The sequence below is a fragment of the Pedococcus ginsenosidimutans genome (assembly GCF_039544395.1).
Lineage (GTDB): Bacteria > Actinomycetota > Actinomycetes > Actinomycetales > Dermatophilaceae > Pedococcus > Pedococcus ginsenosidimutans.
The window spans coordinates 624,146-637,789 of sequence record NZ_BAABLO010000004.1 but is presented as its reverse complement, the minus strand read 5'-3'; the positions used below and the strand labels follow the sequence as shown (position 1 = coordinate 637,789).

At 72.8% G+C, this 13,644-nt stretch carries 15 protein-coding genes; 10 read left to right on the top strand and 5 right to left on the bottom strand.

Annotation, left to right across the window (positions count from 1 at the left end; all coding sequences use genetic code 11):
• The 3 genes from ABEA42_RS07790 to ABEA42_RS07780 are packed head-to-tail and all read left to right on the top strand — an operon-like array spanning window position 1 to window position 2,772.
• On the top strand, window positions 1–942 hold the full coding sequence (locus tag ABEA42_RS07790) for an ROK family protein (RefSeq protein ID WP_345502306.1): 942 nt from the start codon (window positions 1–3) through the stop codon (window positions 940–942).
• A gap of 36 nt (window positions 943–978) precedes the next feature.
• Complete coding sequence (locus tag ABEA42_RS07785; RefSeq protein ID WP_345502305.1) at window positions 979–1,935, top strand: 1-phosphofructokinase family hexose kinase; 957 nt, start codon at window positions 979–981, stop codon at window positions 1,933–1,935.
• A 3-nt stretch (window positions 1,936–1,938) separates the two neighbouring features.
• Window positions 1,939–2,772: a class II fructose-bisphosphate aldolase gene (locus ABEA42_RS07780; RefSeq protein WP_345502304.1), complete on the top strand. Its 834-nt coding sequence runs from the start codon at window positions 1,939–1,941 to the stop codon at window positions 2,770–2,772.
• Here ABEA42_RS07780 and ABEA42_RS07775 read toward each other — a convergent pair.
• Window positions 2,758–3,339, bottom strand: a complete 582-nt coding sequence (locus tag ABEA42_RS07775; protein WP_345502303.1) for a TetR/AcrR family transcriptional regulator — start codon at window positions 3,337–3,339, stop codon at window positions 2,758–2,760. The two genes, ABEA42_RS07780 and ABEA42_RS07775, sit on opposite strands and share 15 nt — an antisense overlap.
• Before the next feature lie 47 nt (window positions 3,340–3,386).
• On the opposite strand from ABEA42_RS07775, the gene ABEA42_RS07770 reads away from it, so the two are divergent.
• Entirely contained in the window at window positions 3,387–3,887 is a 501-nt protein-coding gene (locus ABEA42_RS07770) for an FBP domain-containing protein (RefSeq protein WP_345502301.1), read from the top strand.
• Window positions 3,888–3,928: 41 nt separating this feature from the next.
• A complete protein-coding gene (locus tag ABEA42_RS07765; RefSeq protein ID WP_345502300.1) occupies window positions 3,929–4,552 on the top strand; it encodes a histidine phosphatase family protein in 624 nt (207 codons plus the stop codon).
• A 51-nt stretch (window positions 4,553–4,603) separates the two neighbouring features.
• Here the strand turns inward: ABEA42_RS07765 and nucS are convergent, their stop codons facing one another.
• Entirely contained in the window at window positions 4,604–5,299 is a 696-nt protein-coding gene (nucS, locus tag ABEA42_RS07760) for an endonuclease NucS (protein ID WP_345502299.1), read from the bottom strand.
• 103 nt (window positions 5,300–5,402) lie between these two features.
• Here nucS and ABEA42_RS07755 point away from each other — a divergent pair, with 103 nt between their 5' ends.
• The 5 genes from ABEA42_RS07755 to ABEA42_RS07735 all read left to right on the top strand — a co-directional run bounded on the left by ABEA42_RS07755 (window position 5,403) and on the right by ABEA42_RS07735 (window position 10,315).
• Window positions 5,403–5,807, top strand: a complete 405-nt coding sequence (locus ABEA42_RS07755; RefSeq protein ID WP_345502297.1) for a hypothetical protein — start codon at window positions 5,403–5,405, stop codon at window positions 5,805–5,807.
• Window positions 5,808–5,945: 138 nt separating this feature from the next.
• On the top strand, window positions 5,946–7,727 hold the full coding sequence (locus ABEA42_RS07750) for a 3-hydroxyacyl-CoA dehydrogenase family protein (protein WP_345502296.1): 1,782 nt from the start codon (window positions 5,946–5,948) through the stop codon (window positions 7,725–7,727).
• A gap of 42 nt (window positions 7,728–7,769) precedes the next feature.
• A complete protein-coding gene (locus ABEA42_RS07745; RefSeq protein ID WP_345502295.1) occupies window positions 7,770–8,069 on the top strand; it encodes a hypothetical protein in 300 nt (99 codons plus the stop codon).
• A 75-nt stretch (window positions 8,070–8,144) separates the two neighbouring features.
• A complete protein-coding gene (locus tag ABEA42_RS07740) occupies window positions 8,145–9,071 on the top strand; it encodes an ABC transporter ATP-binding protein (protein ID WP_345502294.1) in 927 nt (308 codons plus the stop codon).
• Entirely contained in the window at window positions 9,068–10,315 is a 1,248-nt protein-coding gene (locus ABEA42_RS07735; RefSeq protein ID WP_345502292.1) for an ABC transporter permease, read from the top strand. The genes ABEA42_RS07740 and ABEA42_RS07735 overlap by 4 nt, the downstream gene beginning before the upstream one ends.
• On the opposite strand, the gene ABEA42_RS07730 is transcribed toward ABEA42_RS07735, so the two are convergent.
• The 3 genes from ABEA42_RS07730 to mce form a co-directional block, all read right to left on the bottom strand.
• Entirely contained in the window at window positions 10,276–11,616 is a 1,341-nt protein-coding gene (locus ABEA42_RS07730; RefSeq protein WP_345502291.1) for an AI-2E family transporter, read from the bottom strand. The genes ABEA42_RS07735 and ABEA42_RS07730 overlap by 40 nt on opposite strands.
• Window positions 11,617–11,709: 93 nt before the next feature.
• Window positions 11,710–13,047 (bottom strand): crotonyl-CoA carboxylase/reductase, encoded by a 1,338-nt coding sequence (gene ccrA, locus ABEA42_RS07725; RefSeq protein WP_345502290.1) that lies wholly within the window; start codon window positions 13,045–13,047, stop codon window positions 11,710–11,712.
• 142 nt (window positions 13,048–13,189) lie between these two features.
• The gene (mce, locus tag ABEA42_RS07720) at window positions 13,190–13,633 is read right to left on the bottom strand and encodes a methylmalonyl-CoA epimerase (RefSeq protein ID WP_345502288.1); all 444 of its coding nucleotides are present in this window, start codon (window positions 13,631–13,633) and stop codon (window positions 13,190–13,192) included.
• Window positions 13,634–13,644: the final 11 nt, after the last annotated feature.

The window sequence follows — 13,644 nt, the reverse complement described above, 5'->3', positions numbered from 1 at the left end:
GTGGGGCCCCAGGCAGGCGCGACCGACCTGGTCGCGGCCGTCGACGTCGGCGGCACCCGCACCAAGGCGGCGCTGGTGGCGCGCGGCGGCCGCGAGGTCGTGTCGGCGACGGTGCCGACGCCCGCCGGCTGCGCACTCCCGGGCGTCCTGGTCCAGCACCTCGAGCGGGTCGTGCGCGACCTGCTGACGGCCGACGCCGGGTCGCACCACGTGGTGGCCTGCGGTGTGGTGGTGCCCGGGCTCGTCGACGACAAGCAGGGGGTCGCCCGCTGGTCGGCCAACCTGGGCTGGCGTGACCTCCCCGTCGGTGCGCCGCTCTCCGGACAGCTCGGGCTGCCCGTGGCGCTGGGCCACGACGTGCGAGCGGGGCTCGTGGCCGAGGCACGGCTGGGTGCCGCCCGTGACGACCGGCACGTGCTGTTCGTCCCCGTCGGCACCGGCATCGCGGGCGCCCTCATGGTGGACGGCCACGTGCTGCTGGCCGACGGTTACGCGGGGGAGCTGGGTCACGTCGTCGTCGACCCGACCGGCCCGGAGTGCGGCTGCGGGGCGCGTGGGTGCCTCGAGGCCATCGCCTCGGCAGCGGCGGTCGAACGCGCCTACGCGTCCTCCACGCTGCCGGCGCCTGATGGTGCGGGACGTGCCAGCGCCGAGCGTGTCGCCTCCCTCGTCGAAGCGGGAGACGTTGCGGCGCAAGCGGTCTGGGACGTCGCGGTCGAGGCGCTCGCACGGGCGGTGACGATGGCGGTGACGCTGACCGGTGTCGACCTGGTGCTCGTCGGCGGAGGCCTCGCCCAGAGCGGGGAGACCCTCCTGGGCCCGCTCCGCACAGCGGTTCGCGACCGGCTGACGTTCCAGCGGATGCCGCGGGTCGAGCGGCCACTGCTCGGCGACCGCGCCGGCTGCCTCGGTGCGGCCTGCCTCGCGTGGGACCTCGTGTGAGGAGCCGATGTGAGGAGCTCGTGTGAGGGGCCCGGCGTGATCCTGACCGTCACCCCCAACCCGGCCCTCGACGTGACCTACGACGTGGAGCGGCTCGTGCCGCACGCCAGCCACCGGGTGCTCGCGGTCCGCGAGGTCGCTGGTGGCAAGGGCCTCAACGTCGCCGGTGTCCTGCACTGCTGCTCGGAGCCGGTGCTGGCCACCGGCGCGGTCGGTGGCGCGACGGGGGACCAGCTGAGGGCCGACCTCGACGCCAGGGGGGTGGCGCACCGCTTCGCCCGGTCGTCGGCGCCGACCCGGCGCACCACGACCGTCGTCAGCCGGCAGGAGGGTGACGCCACGGCGTTCAACGAGCCCGGTGCCCCTTGGCCGGCGCAGGCCTGGTCGGCTCTGGTGGAGCACGTCGCCGACCTCGTGGACCAGCACCCCGTACGGGTGCTCGTCGCCTCGGGCAGCCTCCCGCCGGTGGCCGGGGGCGCCGGGGTCAGCACCACCTTCGCCGACCACGCGTACGCGGACCTGACCCGGGTCGGGCACGCGGCCGGCGTACCGGTGGTGGTCGACGCCTCACGCGCCGCGCTCCTCGGGGCGCTTGCCGCGAACCCCGACGTCGTGAAGCCGAACCTGCACGAGCTCCGTGAGGCGACGGGTGTGGACGACCCGCTGGCAGGAGCAAAACTGTTACAGGACAGGGGAGCCCGTCACGTGGTGGTGTCGCTCGGCGCTGACGGCATCCTCGCGGTGGCTCCCGACGGCGGGGTGGTCCGGGCCGCCCTCGGCCAGCACCTCAGGGGCAACCCGACCGGCGCGGGCGACGCAGCCGTGGCCGCCGTCGCCGCCGGGATCGCCCAGGGGCGCGAGTGGTCGGAGTGCCTCCGTGAGGCCGTGGCGTGGTCCGCCGCCGCGGTGCTGCAACCCACCGCGGGCGTCGTGGACCCCGCCGACATCGACCGCCTGCGCGCCGACGTGCGCGTCGAGACGACAAGGAGCTGAGCCGTGCTGGTACCGCTGAGGGAGCCGCTCGGGCAGGCCCGTGACGCAGGACGGGGGCTGGGGGCGTTCAACGTCGTCCACCTCGAGCACGCGGAGGCCCTGGTCGGGGCGGCCGAGGACACCGGCCTCCCGGTCGTGCTCCAGGTGAGCGAGAACGCCGTGCGCTTCCACGGATCCCTGGCGCCCCTTGCCCTGGCCACGCGGACGCTGGGCGAGCGGGCGTCCGTACCCGTCGTCCTCCACCTCGACCACGCGGTGTCGGTGGAGCTCGTCCACGAGGCCATCGACCTCGGCTTCACGTCGGTGATGTTCGACGGGTCGCGGCTCGACGACGCCACCAACAGGGCGACCACCCGCAAGGTCGTGGCACGCTGCCACGACCACGGCGTCGACGTGGAGGCAGAGCTCGGCGAGATCGGGGGCAAGGACGGTGTGCACGCACCCGGGGTGCGGACCCGTCCCGACGACGCGCGCCAGTTCGCGCTCGACACCGGGGTGGACGCGCTGGCGGTCGCCGTCGGGTCGTCGCACGCGATGACCGAGCGCACCGCGGCCCTGGACCTCGAGCTGGTCGCCGCCATCCGTGACGTCGTGCCGGTGCCCCTGGTGCTGCACGGCTCCTCGGGCGTGCCCGACGACGGCCTGGTCGCCGCGGTGCGCGCCGGCATGACCAAGGTCAACATCGCGACCCACCTCGGCAGCGTCTTCACCGCCGAGGTGCGCCGCCTCCTCGCCGCAGACCCCGAGCTCGTCGACACCCGCAAGTACCTCGGGCCGGCGCGGGACTCCATGCGCGCGGAGGCGGCCAGACTGCTGGGGCTCCTAGCCCTGCGCTGACCCGTCGGCCCAGCTGCGCAGCGCGTGGTCGACGGCGTCGACCGAGCGGGCGTACGACGTCTGCAGGTCGCGCGAGTGGTGGCTGAAGCCGCCCATCGCCTCCAGGCCCAGGAACCCGTAGACCATCGACAGCACGAGGCGCGCGGCGTCGGTCTGGTCGGGGTCGTCCAGGCCGTACCCGCGCAGCACGGCCCGCACCAGCTCGCCGTGCCGTGGGGCCGCGCTGGCGGCCGCCGTGGCGGGGTCCAGCTCCTGCTGCATGGCGGCGTAGCGACCGGGGTGGTCGAGGGCGTACTGCCGGTAGGTCGTCGCGAAGCCCGCCAGGGCGTCCTTGCCGGAGCGACCGGCCACGGCGTCGGCGAGGAGGTCGGCGAGCTCGGCGAGGGCCAGGACCGTGACGCGGGTCCGCAGCTCCCTGAGGCCACCCACGTGCGAGTAGAGGCTGGCGTCCTTGACGCCCAGGCGGCGCGCCAGCGCTGCAAGCGTCACGGCCTCGAACCCCACCTCGTCGGCGAGGTCCGCCGCGGCCGCCGTCAACCGCTGCGCCGTCAGTCCTGCTCGTGCCACGCCATCCCTTTCCTAGGACTCCTAGTTTTTGGCCTATGATTCATAGTATGCAGGAGCTGACCGAGACCGAGATCAGGACGTCCTTCGTCAACGCCACCAAGGGCGAGGCCAAGCGGCTGACCCTACCCAAGGACCTGGCCACCCGGCCCTGGGCCGACCTCGACTTCCTCGGCTGGCGCGACCCCGCCGCACCCCAGCGGGCCTACGTGGTGGCCCCGACCGACGGGTCCGCCACGGGGGTCGCGCTGCGGCTGGCCGACTCCTCCGCCGGACGGCGGCGGCGCAACATGTGTGCGGTGTGCCTGACCACCCACCCCGGTGACGGGGTGGCGCTGATGACCGCGCGCAGGGCCGGCCGGTCGGGCCAGCTGGGCAACTCCGTCGGCACCTACCTGTGTGCCGACCTCGCCTGCTCGCTCTACGTGCGCGGCCTGCGCAGCGCAGGAGCCGGCGCCCGCCTCCAGGAGTCGCTGTCCGTCGAGGACCAGTCGGCCCGGATGCTCGGCCGGCTGCACGCCTTCCTGGACAGCGTCACCCGCGCAGCCTGACCGCCCCCCACGCGCCGACCACGCGGCATACGCTCGAGGGCGTGAGCGACCTCCACTGCCCGGCCACCCTGCTCGTCGCGCGGCACGGCGACGCGGAGTACGGGCACCCGTCGGTGCTCTGCGACGAGGGCGGCTGGCTGAGCGCACGCGGGCGCGACCAGGTGACGGCGCTCACGGGGACGTTGCGGGAGCGCCGCGTCGCCCGCGTCTACACGAGCGTGCTGGAGCGGGCCGTCGAGTCGGGCCGGCTGGCAGCGGGCCTGCTGGGAGTGGACAGCGTGGCGGTCGACGGGCTCGCCGAGTTCTCGGTGGGAGCGCTGGCGGGCCGACCGCACGACGACCCCGAGCTCGCGTCGGTCTTCAAGTCCTGGATGCACGGCGACCTGGGCCGGTTCATCCCCGGCGGTGAGACCGGCGCCCACGTCGTGGCGCGCTACCGGGAGGCCCTCCAGGCGATCGCCGACCTGCACCGCGGCGAGACGGTGCTCGTCTTCAGCCACGGCGGCGTGATGTCGTTCGTCCAGCCGCGGGTCGACGGCGCCGTCCGGCAGGACCTGGTCGAGCGGGCGTTCCTGCCCAACTGCGGGGTGGCCGAGGTCGAGGTGGACGGTGACGGCTTCCGGGTGTGCTCGTGGCCCGGGTCGGCCGACCGCGCCGTGGTCTGAGCGCCCGGGTCTGAGCGCCCGGGTCAGAGCAGCTCGGCCAGAAGAGCGCGCTCAGAACAGCCGGGTGGTCGTGTCGTCGATCCCGCGCAGCGCGTCGTAGTCGAGGGTGACGCAGCGGATGCCCCGGTCGGTGGCCAGGGTGCGCGCCTGGGGCTTGATCTCCTGCGCGGCGAAGATGCCCGTGACCGGCGCCAGGTGCGGGTCCCGGTTCATGAGCTCGAGGTAGCGGGTGAGCTGCTCGACGCCGTCGATGTCGCCGCGGCGCTTGATCTCCACGGCCACCGACGCCCCACCCGCGTCGCGGCACAGGATGTCGACCGGGCCGATGGCGGTCATGTACTCGCGGCGCACCAGTGACCAGCCCTCGCCGAGGGTGTGGATGTGCTCCGCCAACAGCTTCTGGAGGTGGGCCTCCACACCGTCCTTGACCAGGCCGGGGTCGACCCCGAGCTGGTGGGAGGAGTCGTGGTGCACCTCGTGGATGAGCACCCGCAGGCGGTCCTCGGACTTGGCGTGCTGCACCTGCCACACCGTCTGCACGCCCTCGGCGGCCTCGTGCTCCTCGGGGGTGACCTCGGCCATCGCGCAAGGAGGTGACATCCAGTTGAGGGGCTTGTAGGAGCCACCGTCGCTGTGAACCAGGACCGAGCCGTCGGCCTTGACGAGCAGCAGCCTCGTCGCCAGGGGGAGGTGGGCGGACAGGCGCCCGTCGTAGTCCACCGAGCACGTCGCAATCACCAGTCGCACGAGGCGCCACTCTACGGCGGACGGTGACGTGGTCGTGACCGGGACCTCATTGCGCCGGCGCGACCGCGGGCGCACACTCGGAAGTGAGGTGAGGTGAGCACCCATGCTGTTCCTGCTGGGCAACGTCGCCGGGCTGGCCATCGTCGTCGCCACCGGCATCGCCGTGCTGCGCTGGGTCAACACCGGCAGGGCCCCCAGGATCCTGCGACCGCTGCTCCGCCGCCTCGAGCTGGCGGTGGCCCGGCGCCGGCCGCAGCCCGAGCCCCTGCCCCCGGTGCTGCTCGCCCTCGAGGTCAGCCGCCTGGCCGGCCACGTGCGGCACGTCGACCAGTCCAACCTCCCCAACAAGGCGGAGCGCCTCATGGCGGCCCGGCTCGCCTACGACCACGCCCTGCGCGACTACTGCCGTGCCGTGGACGTGCCGGCGCCGACGGCCATCCGGGGGCTGTCGCGCGAACAGCGCTTCGACATGGAGTCGGCGCTCATCGGAGCCGGCCACGAGTGGTGAGCCGGCCACGAGTGGTGAGCCGGGTCGCTGCCCGGTGCGCTGCGCAGCGTGCCCGGCGTACGGGTGACGCCCGCGGGTGGCGACCGTCACCCCGGCCGGGGGTCCACGTGGCGGACGGCCTCTGACAGACTGCGCCGCATGGCTCGTGAGTTCAGCAAGGTCGCTGTCGTCGGTCTCGGCACCATGGGTGCAGGCATCGTGGAGGTGTTCGCCCGCAACGGCATCGACGTCGTCGCCATCGAGGTCGACGAGGCGGCGGTGGACAAGGGTCGGGGCGTCCTCCAGCACTCGACCGACCGGGCGGTCTCCCGCGGCAAGCTCTCCACCGACGACCAGGCGGCGCTGCACTCGCGCGTCCACTTCACCTCGAGCATGGACGACGTGGCCGACTGCCAGCTCGTGATCGAGGCGGTGCCCGAGCACCTCGACCTCAAGAAGGAGGTCTTCGCCAAGCTCGACGCCGTCGTGGGTCCCGACGCGATCCTCGCGACCAACACCTCCTCACTGTCGGTCACCGAGATCGCCGTCGCCACGAGCAACCCCAAGCGCGTCGTCGGCATGCACTTCTTCAACCCGGCCCCGGTGCTGCAGTTCGTCGAGGTCATCCGCACGGTCGTCACCGAGGACGAGGTCTTCGAGGACGTCAAGGCCCTGGCCCAGCGGCTGGGCAAGCGGCCGGTCGTCGTCGGCGACAAGGCCGGCTTCATCGCCAACGCCCTGCTGTTCGGCTACCTCAACCACGCCGTCGCGATGTTCGAGAGCAAGTACGCGAGCCGCGAGGACATCGACGCCGCCATGAAGCTCGGCTGCGGCTACCCGATGGGCCCGCTGGCCCTCATGGACCTCATCGGCCTCGACACCGCGTACGAGATCCTCGACACGATGTACAAGCAGGGCCGCGACCGGCTCCACGCGCCCAGCCCGATCCTCAAGCAGATGGTCAGCGCGGGCCTCAAGGGCCGCAAGAGCGGCCGCGGCTTCTACACGTATGCCGAGCCCGGCAGCTCCCAGCTCGTGGACGACGCCCTGACGCCGACCACGCAGGCGCAGGGCGGCGGTGTGGAGCCCCGGGCCGTCCGCACCGTCGGCGTCGTGGGGTCGGGGACGATGGCGACCGGCATCGTCGAGGTGTTCGCGAAGGCCGGGTACGACGTCACCTACGTGACGCGCAGCCAGCCCAAGGTCGACGCCGTGACCGCAGCCGTGACGAAGTCCCTCGAGAAGGCCGTCCAGCGCGGCAAGCTGACCGAGGAGGACCGCGACGAGGCGCTGACCCACCTCACCGGCTCCACCTCGCTGGAGGACCTCGCGACGGTCGACCTCGTCATCGAGGCGGTCGTGGAGGACCTCGCCGTCAAGCGCGCGCTGTTCGAGAACCTCGACGAGATCTGCAAGCCGGGTGCGGTCCTCGCGACCACGACGTCCTCGCTGCCGGTGGTCGAGTGTGCCGCGGCGACCAGCCGCCCGCAGGACGTCGTCGGCATGCACTTCTTCAACCCCGCCCAGGTCATGCGCCTGGTCGAGGTCGTGCACACCGTGTCCACCGCGCCCGACGTCGTCGCGACCGCCCAGGACGTCTGCGCCCGGGTGGGCAAGCACGTCGTGACGTGCGGCGACCGGTCCGGGTTCATCGTCAACGCCCTGCTCTTCCCCTACCTCAACGACGCCGTGAAGATGCTCGAGGCCAGCTACGCCTCGGCCGACGACATCGACACCGCCATGAAGACCGGCTGTGGGCTGCCGATGGGTCCGTTCGAGCTGCTCGACGTGGTGGGACTCGACGTCGCCCTGGCCATCCAGCGCGAGCTCTACCTCGAGTTCCGCGAGCGCGGGTTCGCCCCGGCCCCGCTCCTCGAGCACCTCGTCACGGCCGGTTACCTGGGTCGCAAAACGGGGCGCGGCTTCCGCACCTACGCCTGACCTCGCGCGCTGCCCGCGGTGCCCTCTGCGAGAATCGGGGCCATGCCCCGAGCCAACCGGCGCCGCCGCGACGACGTCCCGCTGAACGTCGACCGCGCGGTCGGCGGGCTCACCCGACGGGAGTCCTACGGTGGCGCCGAGTGGTTCGTACGGCGCGTCACCGGCGCCTCGTCGACGCGCGCCTACCTGTGCCCGGGGTGCCAGCAGGACATCGCCCTCGGCACCCCGCACGTCGTCGCCTGGCCCGCCGAGGGCATCGGCGGCCTCGAGGACCGTCGCCACTGGCATACGACCTGCTGGCAGGCCCGCGAGCGGCGGCACACCACCGGCTCCTACCGCTGAGGGCGGCTCCGGCCGGGCGTCCGGAGGGGACGTTCGCCTCTGGGGTGGCCACCGGGCGGGGGTGACGGTGGACGGGTGTCGGACGGCCTGCGCGTCGACCACGTGGTCCACGCCTTCGGTGACCGGGTGGCGCTGGACGGGGTCACCTGCCAGGTGCCCTCGGGCCGTCTGACCGGGCTGCTCGGGCCGAACGGGGCCGGGAAGACGACGCTCATGCGCATCCTCCTGGGCGTGCTCACGGCGGACGGTGGCGAGGTGTGGCTCGACGGACGGCGCCTGGCCGACGTCCACGACCGGCGGGCCTGGGGCTACATGCCGCAGGAGCGCGGGCTGTACCCGTCGATGAAGGCCGGGGCGCAGCTGGTGCACTTCGGCCGGCTGCACGGGCTCTCCCGCGAGCAGGCCACCCGGCGGGCCAGGGACCTGCTCGGGGAGCTGGAGCTGGGCGACCGGTGGGACGAGCGGACGGACCGGCTGTCCGGGGGCATGCAGCAGCGGCTGCAGCTCGCGACGGCGCTGGTGCACGGTCCACAGGTCGTGGTGCTGGACGAGCCCTTCGCCGGCCTCGACCCGGTGGCCGTCGAGCAGCTCTCGGCGATGCTGAGGCGGCGTGCGGAGGACGGGTGCCTGGTCGTCTTCTCCAGCCACCAGCTCGACCTCGTGCAGGACCTCTGCGAGGACATCGTCATGGTCGACCACGGCCGCACCGTCCTCGCCGGGTCGGTCTCGAGGCTGCGGGCCGCGTCGGGGCAGCGACGGCTGCGCCTGCAGCTCGGCTCCGCGGAACGGGGGTGGCTCGACGCCTTCGACGGGGTCCGCGTGGTCAGCGACCACGCCGACGACCTGCGGCTGGCCGTGCCGCCGGGCGTGGACCCGCTGCGGGTGCTGGACGCGGCGAGGTCCGTGGGGCCGGTGCTCGACTTCGGCCTCGAGCTGCCCACGCTCTCCGAGCTGTTCCTCGCCGCCGCCTCGGGCGAGCGCGTGCGGGAGCCCGTCCGATGACGTGGTGGCGGGGGACTGCCCTGGTCGCCGAGCGCAGCCTGCTGGAGACCTTCCGCTCTCGCGCTTACCGGATCATCACCGCGGTCCTGCTGCTCGCGTCGGCGGCCGCGGTCGTGGTGCCCCGGCTGGTGCTCGACCAATCCGCCCACTACACGCTGGCCACCGTGGGAGCCGTGCCGTCACCGTTGCGCGGCGCCCTGCAGGCGGCCGCGGGGCAGGGTGGCTACTCGGTGGACTACGCCGCGCGTGCCACCCCTGCCGCGGTCCGCGCCGCCGTGCGCGACGGTGACGCCACCGCCGGGCTCGCCGACGGGACGCTCTACACCGGGACCGGGGTGGACCAGAGCTTCCCCGCGGTCGTCGCGCAGGCCGTCGCCTCCATCGAGGTCACCGCGCGCCTGCGCGGCGCCGGGCTGACACCCGCCCAGATCGCCTCGGTGGCCGCGGTGCGGCCACCCCCGCAGGTGGTGGTGGGCCGAGCCGACAGCACCGAGCGCGCCGCCGTGGGCTTCGGGGTCGGTATCGCGCTGTACCTCGCGATCACGTTCGCGGGCAGCACGATCGCGTCGGCCGTCGCGGTCGAGAAGTCCACCCGCGTCTCCGAGGTGCTGCTCGCCGTGCTCCGTCCCAGCCAGGTGCTGGTCGGCACCGTGTCGGCGGTCGGAGCCGCCACGCTGGCCCAGCTGCTCGTGCTCGCGACGCCGCTCGCCGTCGCGGTGCGGCTCGGCTACGTCGGGCTGCCGGCCGTGGCCAGCGGCGACCTCGCCCTCGCGATCGTCTGGTTCGTGCTCGGCTTCGGGCTCTACGCCTTCCTGTTCGCCGCGTCCGCAGCGCTCGTGGACAAGGTCACGGAGGCGAGCGCCGCCGTCGCGCCGGTCACCTCGGTGCTCGTGCTCGGCTACCTCCTGAGCATCATGGTGGTGACGGGCGACCCGTCGAGCGGCTGGAGCACCGCCATCTCGCTGTTCCCGCTGAGCGCACCCATGGCCATGCCCATCCGGTGGTCCGGCGGCCAGGTCCCGGTGTGGCAGCTGGTCGCCGCGATGGCGCTCACGGCCGCGACGGCGGTGCTGCTCGTGGGAGCCGGGGCCGCCGTGTACCGGCGCGCCCTCGTGATCACCGGCCACCGGGTGCGCTGGTCCGAGCTGTTCGGCCGCCACGGCCGAGGGGGAACCGCAGGTGGGCGCCCGTCAGCGCGACCGGCTCAGTGGCGACGCTGGCGGGGGAGGAGGACCTCTTCGTAGAGCAGCAGGAGGCCCGCGGCCACCGGGATGGCCAGCAGCGCGCCGAGCACCCCGAGCAGCGTGCCGCCCGCGAGGGCCGCCACGACCGTCACCGCACCGGGCACCGAGACGGTGCGCTGCATGATCTTCGGCGAGACGACGTAGTTCTCGATCTGCTGGTAGATGACGTAGTAGGCGAGGGCGATGAACATCTTGCGCGGCTCGTCGAAGACGGCCACGAGGCAGACGACCGAGGCGCCGAGCGTGGCCCCCACCATGGGGACCAGGCCCAGGAAACCGACGGACACGGCGAGCACCGCGGCATACGGGATCCCGACGATGGTCATCATGATCCAGGAGCAGACCGCGTTGATCGTGGCCACGGCGACCTGGCCGATGGCGTAGGACCCGGTCCGCCGCATGATCTCCTCGGAGAGCGACACGACGCGCGGGCGGCGCGACGCCGGCACGACGGCGTACGCCGCCTGCTTGACGCGCGGTAGCGAGGCGAGCAGGAAGAGGGTCAGGACGAGGACGGTGAACGCCTGGAAGATGCCCGTGACGACCGCGGCGCCGACCCCCAGCACGCCGCCGAAGACCGAGCTGAGGAAGCTGCTGTCGGTGATGCGCTTCTTGAACTCGCCCTGGATCTTCTCGACGAGGCCGTAGTGCTGGTCGAGGTTGTGGACCCAGCGGCTCTTGAGGACCTGGTCGAGCCAGTCCGGGGCCTGCGCGACGAGCTGCCCGCCCTGGGTGATGACGGGGGGCACGACGACGATGCCGAGCAGGGCGAAGACGACCACGAGGCCGGCGAACACGATGGCCACGGCGCCGCCACGCCTGACCCCGCGCCGGGTGAGGGTCTCGACCACCGGGTTGAGGGTCAGGGTCATGAAGAAGGAGATGACGAGGATCGTCACGACCGTCGTGAGCCGGCCGAGGGTGTGCCAGAGCAGCAGCGCCGCCAGGACGCCGAGGGCTCCGACGAAACCCATGTAGAACGGGGACTGCCGGTTGAGGGGGCGTCCGGCCATGCCGTACCGCGTGCTGGTGCCGACGGCAGCGCCCTCGCTGCCGGTGGCGTCCACCCCTTCCCCGACCGGGGTCGACGCGCCCGTGCCCTGCCCGGCGCCGTCTACTGCTGCGGACGCCTCGGCGGTGGCACCCGGACCCTGCGGCTGCATCCGCAGGCCCGGCAGCATGTCCGCGAGGGCGTCTGCCGCGGAGGAGCCGGACGGCGCGTCACGGTGGGGGTGGTTGCTGGCCCGCAGGGCCTCGCGCTGGGTGCGCCGGAACTCGCGCCACCGATCAAGCACCGACATGCCCCGACCCTATGCCACCGCAGGTGACGGCCGGGGCGACGACGCGGCTCGGCGACGGGCGTGTCCACAGCGGCACGCGGGCCACCCCCGACCTCAGGTGTTGCGGAACCGGTTGATCGCCTCGAGGTGGCGGGCGCGCTTCTCCTGGTCGGTCACCCCGAGCCCGGCCTCGGGGGCGAGGGTGAGCACGCCGACCTTGCCCTGGTGCAGGTTGCGGTGGACGTCGTATGCCGCCTGGCCGACCTCCTCCATCGCGTAGGTCTTCGACAGGGTCGGGTGGATGAGGCCGCGGTTGACGAGGTCGTTGGCCTCCCAGGCCTCGCGGTAGTTCGCGAAGTGCGAGCCGATGACCCGCTTGAGGTTCATCCAGAGGTAGCGGTTGTCGTACTCGTGCATGTAGCCGCTCGTCGACGCACAGGTGACGATCGTGCCGCCCTTGCGCGCGACGTACGTGCTGGCACCGAAGGTCTCGCGACCAGGGTGCTCGAACACGATGTCGGGGTCCTTGCCGCCGGTGAGCTCACGGATGCGCGCGCCGAACCGCTTCCACTCCCTCGGGTCCTGGGTGGTCGGGTCGCTCCAGAACCGGTAGCCCTCGGCGTTGCGGTCGATGACGAGCTCGGCACCCAGGGAACGGCAGATGTCGGCCTTGTCGGGGGAGGAGACGACGCAGACCGGGGTGGCCCCGCCCGCGAGGGCCATCTGGGTGGCGTAGGAGCCGAGGCCGCCGGAGGCGCCCCAGACGAGCACGACGTCGCCGAGCTTCATCCCGGCGCCGTTGCGGGAGATGAGCTGCCGGTACGCGGTGGAGTTGACCAGCCCCGGCGAGGCGGCCTCCTCCCAGGTGAGGTGGGCGGGCTTCGGCATCAGCTGGTTGGTCTTGACGATGGCCAGCTCGGCGAGGCCGCCGAAGTTGGTCTCGAAGCCCCAGATGCGCTGCTGGGGGTCGAGCATCGTGTCGTTGTGGCCGTCGGCGTCCTCGAGCTCGACCGACAGGCAGTGCGCGACGACCTCCTCGCCCGGCTTCCACTTGCGGACGCCCGGGCCCGTGCGCAGGACGACACCGGCGAGGTCGGAGCCGACCACGTGGTAGGGCAGGTCGTGCCGCTTGGCGTACTCCGAGGTGCGGCCGTAGCGCTCGAGGAAGCCGAACGTCGAGACCGGCTCGAAGATCGAGGTCCACACGGTGTTGTAGTTGATGGCGCTGGCCATCACCGCCACCAGGGCTTCACCGGGTGCGAGCTCGGGCAGCGGCACGTCGTCGACGTGCAGGGACCGGCGGGGGTCCTTGTCGCGGGTCTCGAGGCCCTCGAAGAGGTCCACCTCGTCCTTGTGGACGGTGACCCCCCGGTAGGTCGCGGGGAGGGGGAGGGCTGCGTACGTCTGCTCGGTGCGGTCCCCGGAGAGGATGGCGTCGCGGATGTCCTGCATGAGATGTGGCTCCTCGGCGTCGTCGGCGTCGTTGGCTCGGCTGGCCCGAAACTACTGCTGGGTAACGCGGTTCGTTCAGCAGTGAGACTCCGGTCACGCGGTGACCTACCTCACCCGGGGAGGCGTCGGAGGCGCCGGCGCCTCAGTGCGTCTCGTGGGCCGGCTCGACGAGCTCGACCAGGACCCCGCCGGCGTCCTTGGGGTGGATGAAGTTGACCCGGCTGTTCGACGTCCCGCGACGCGGCTCGTCGTAGAGCAGGCGCATCCCGCGGTCACGCAGCACGGCGCTGACGTCCTCGAGGTCGTCCACGCGGAACGCCACCTGCTGGACGCCGGCGCCGGAGCGGTCGAGGAACTTCGCGATCGTGGACTCCGGCGTCAGGGGCGCCAGCAGCTGGATGTGCGAGCCGCTGTCGCCCACGGCCATCATCGCCTCGCGCACGCCCTGCTCCTCGTTGACCTCCTCGTGGGCGAGGGTCATGCCGTAGGTGTCGCGGTAGAACACGACGGCCGCGTCCAGGTCGGGGACCGCGATCCCGACGTGGTCGATGGCGGTGAACAGCTCGGTCGGCAGGGGGGCGTCCATGGGGCCCAGCC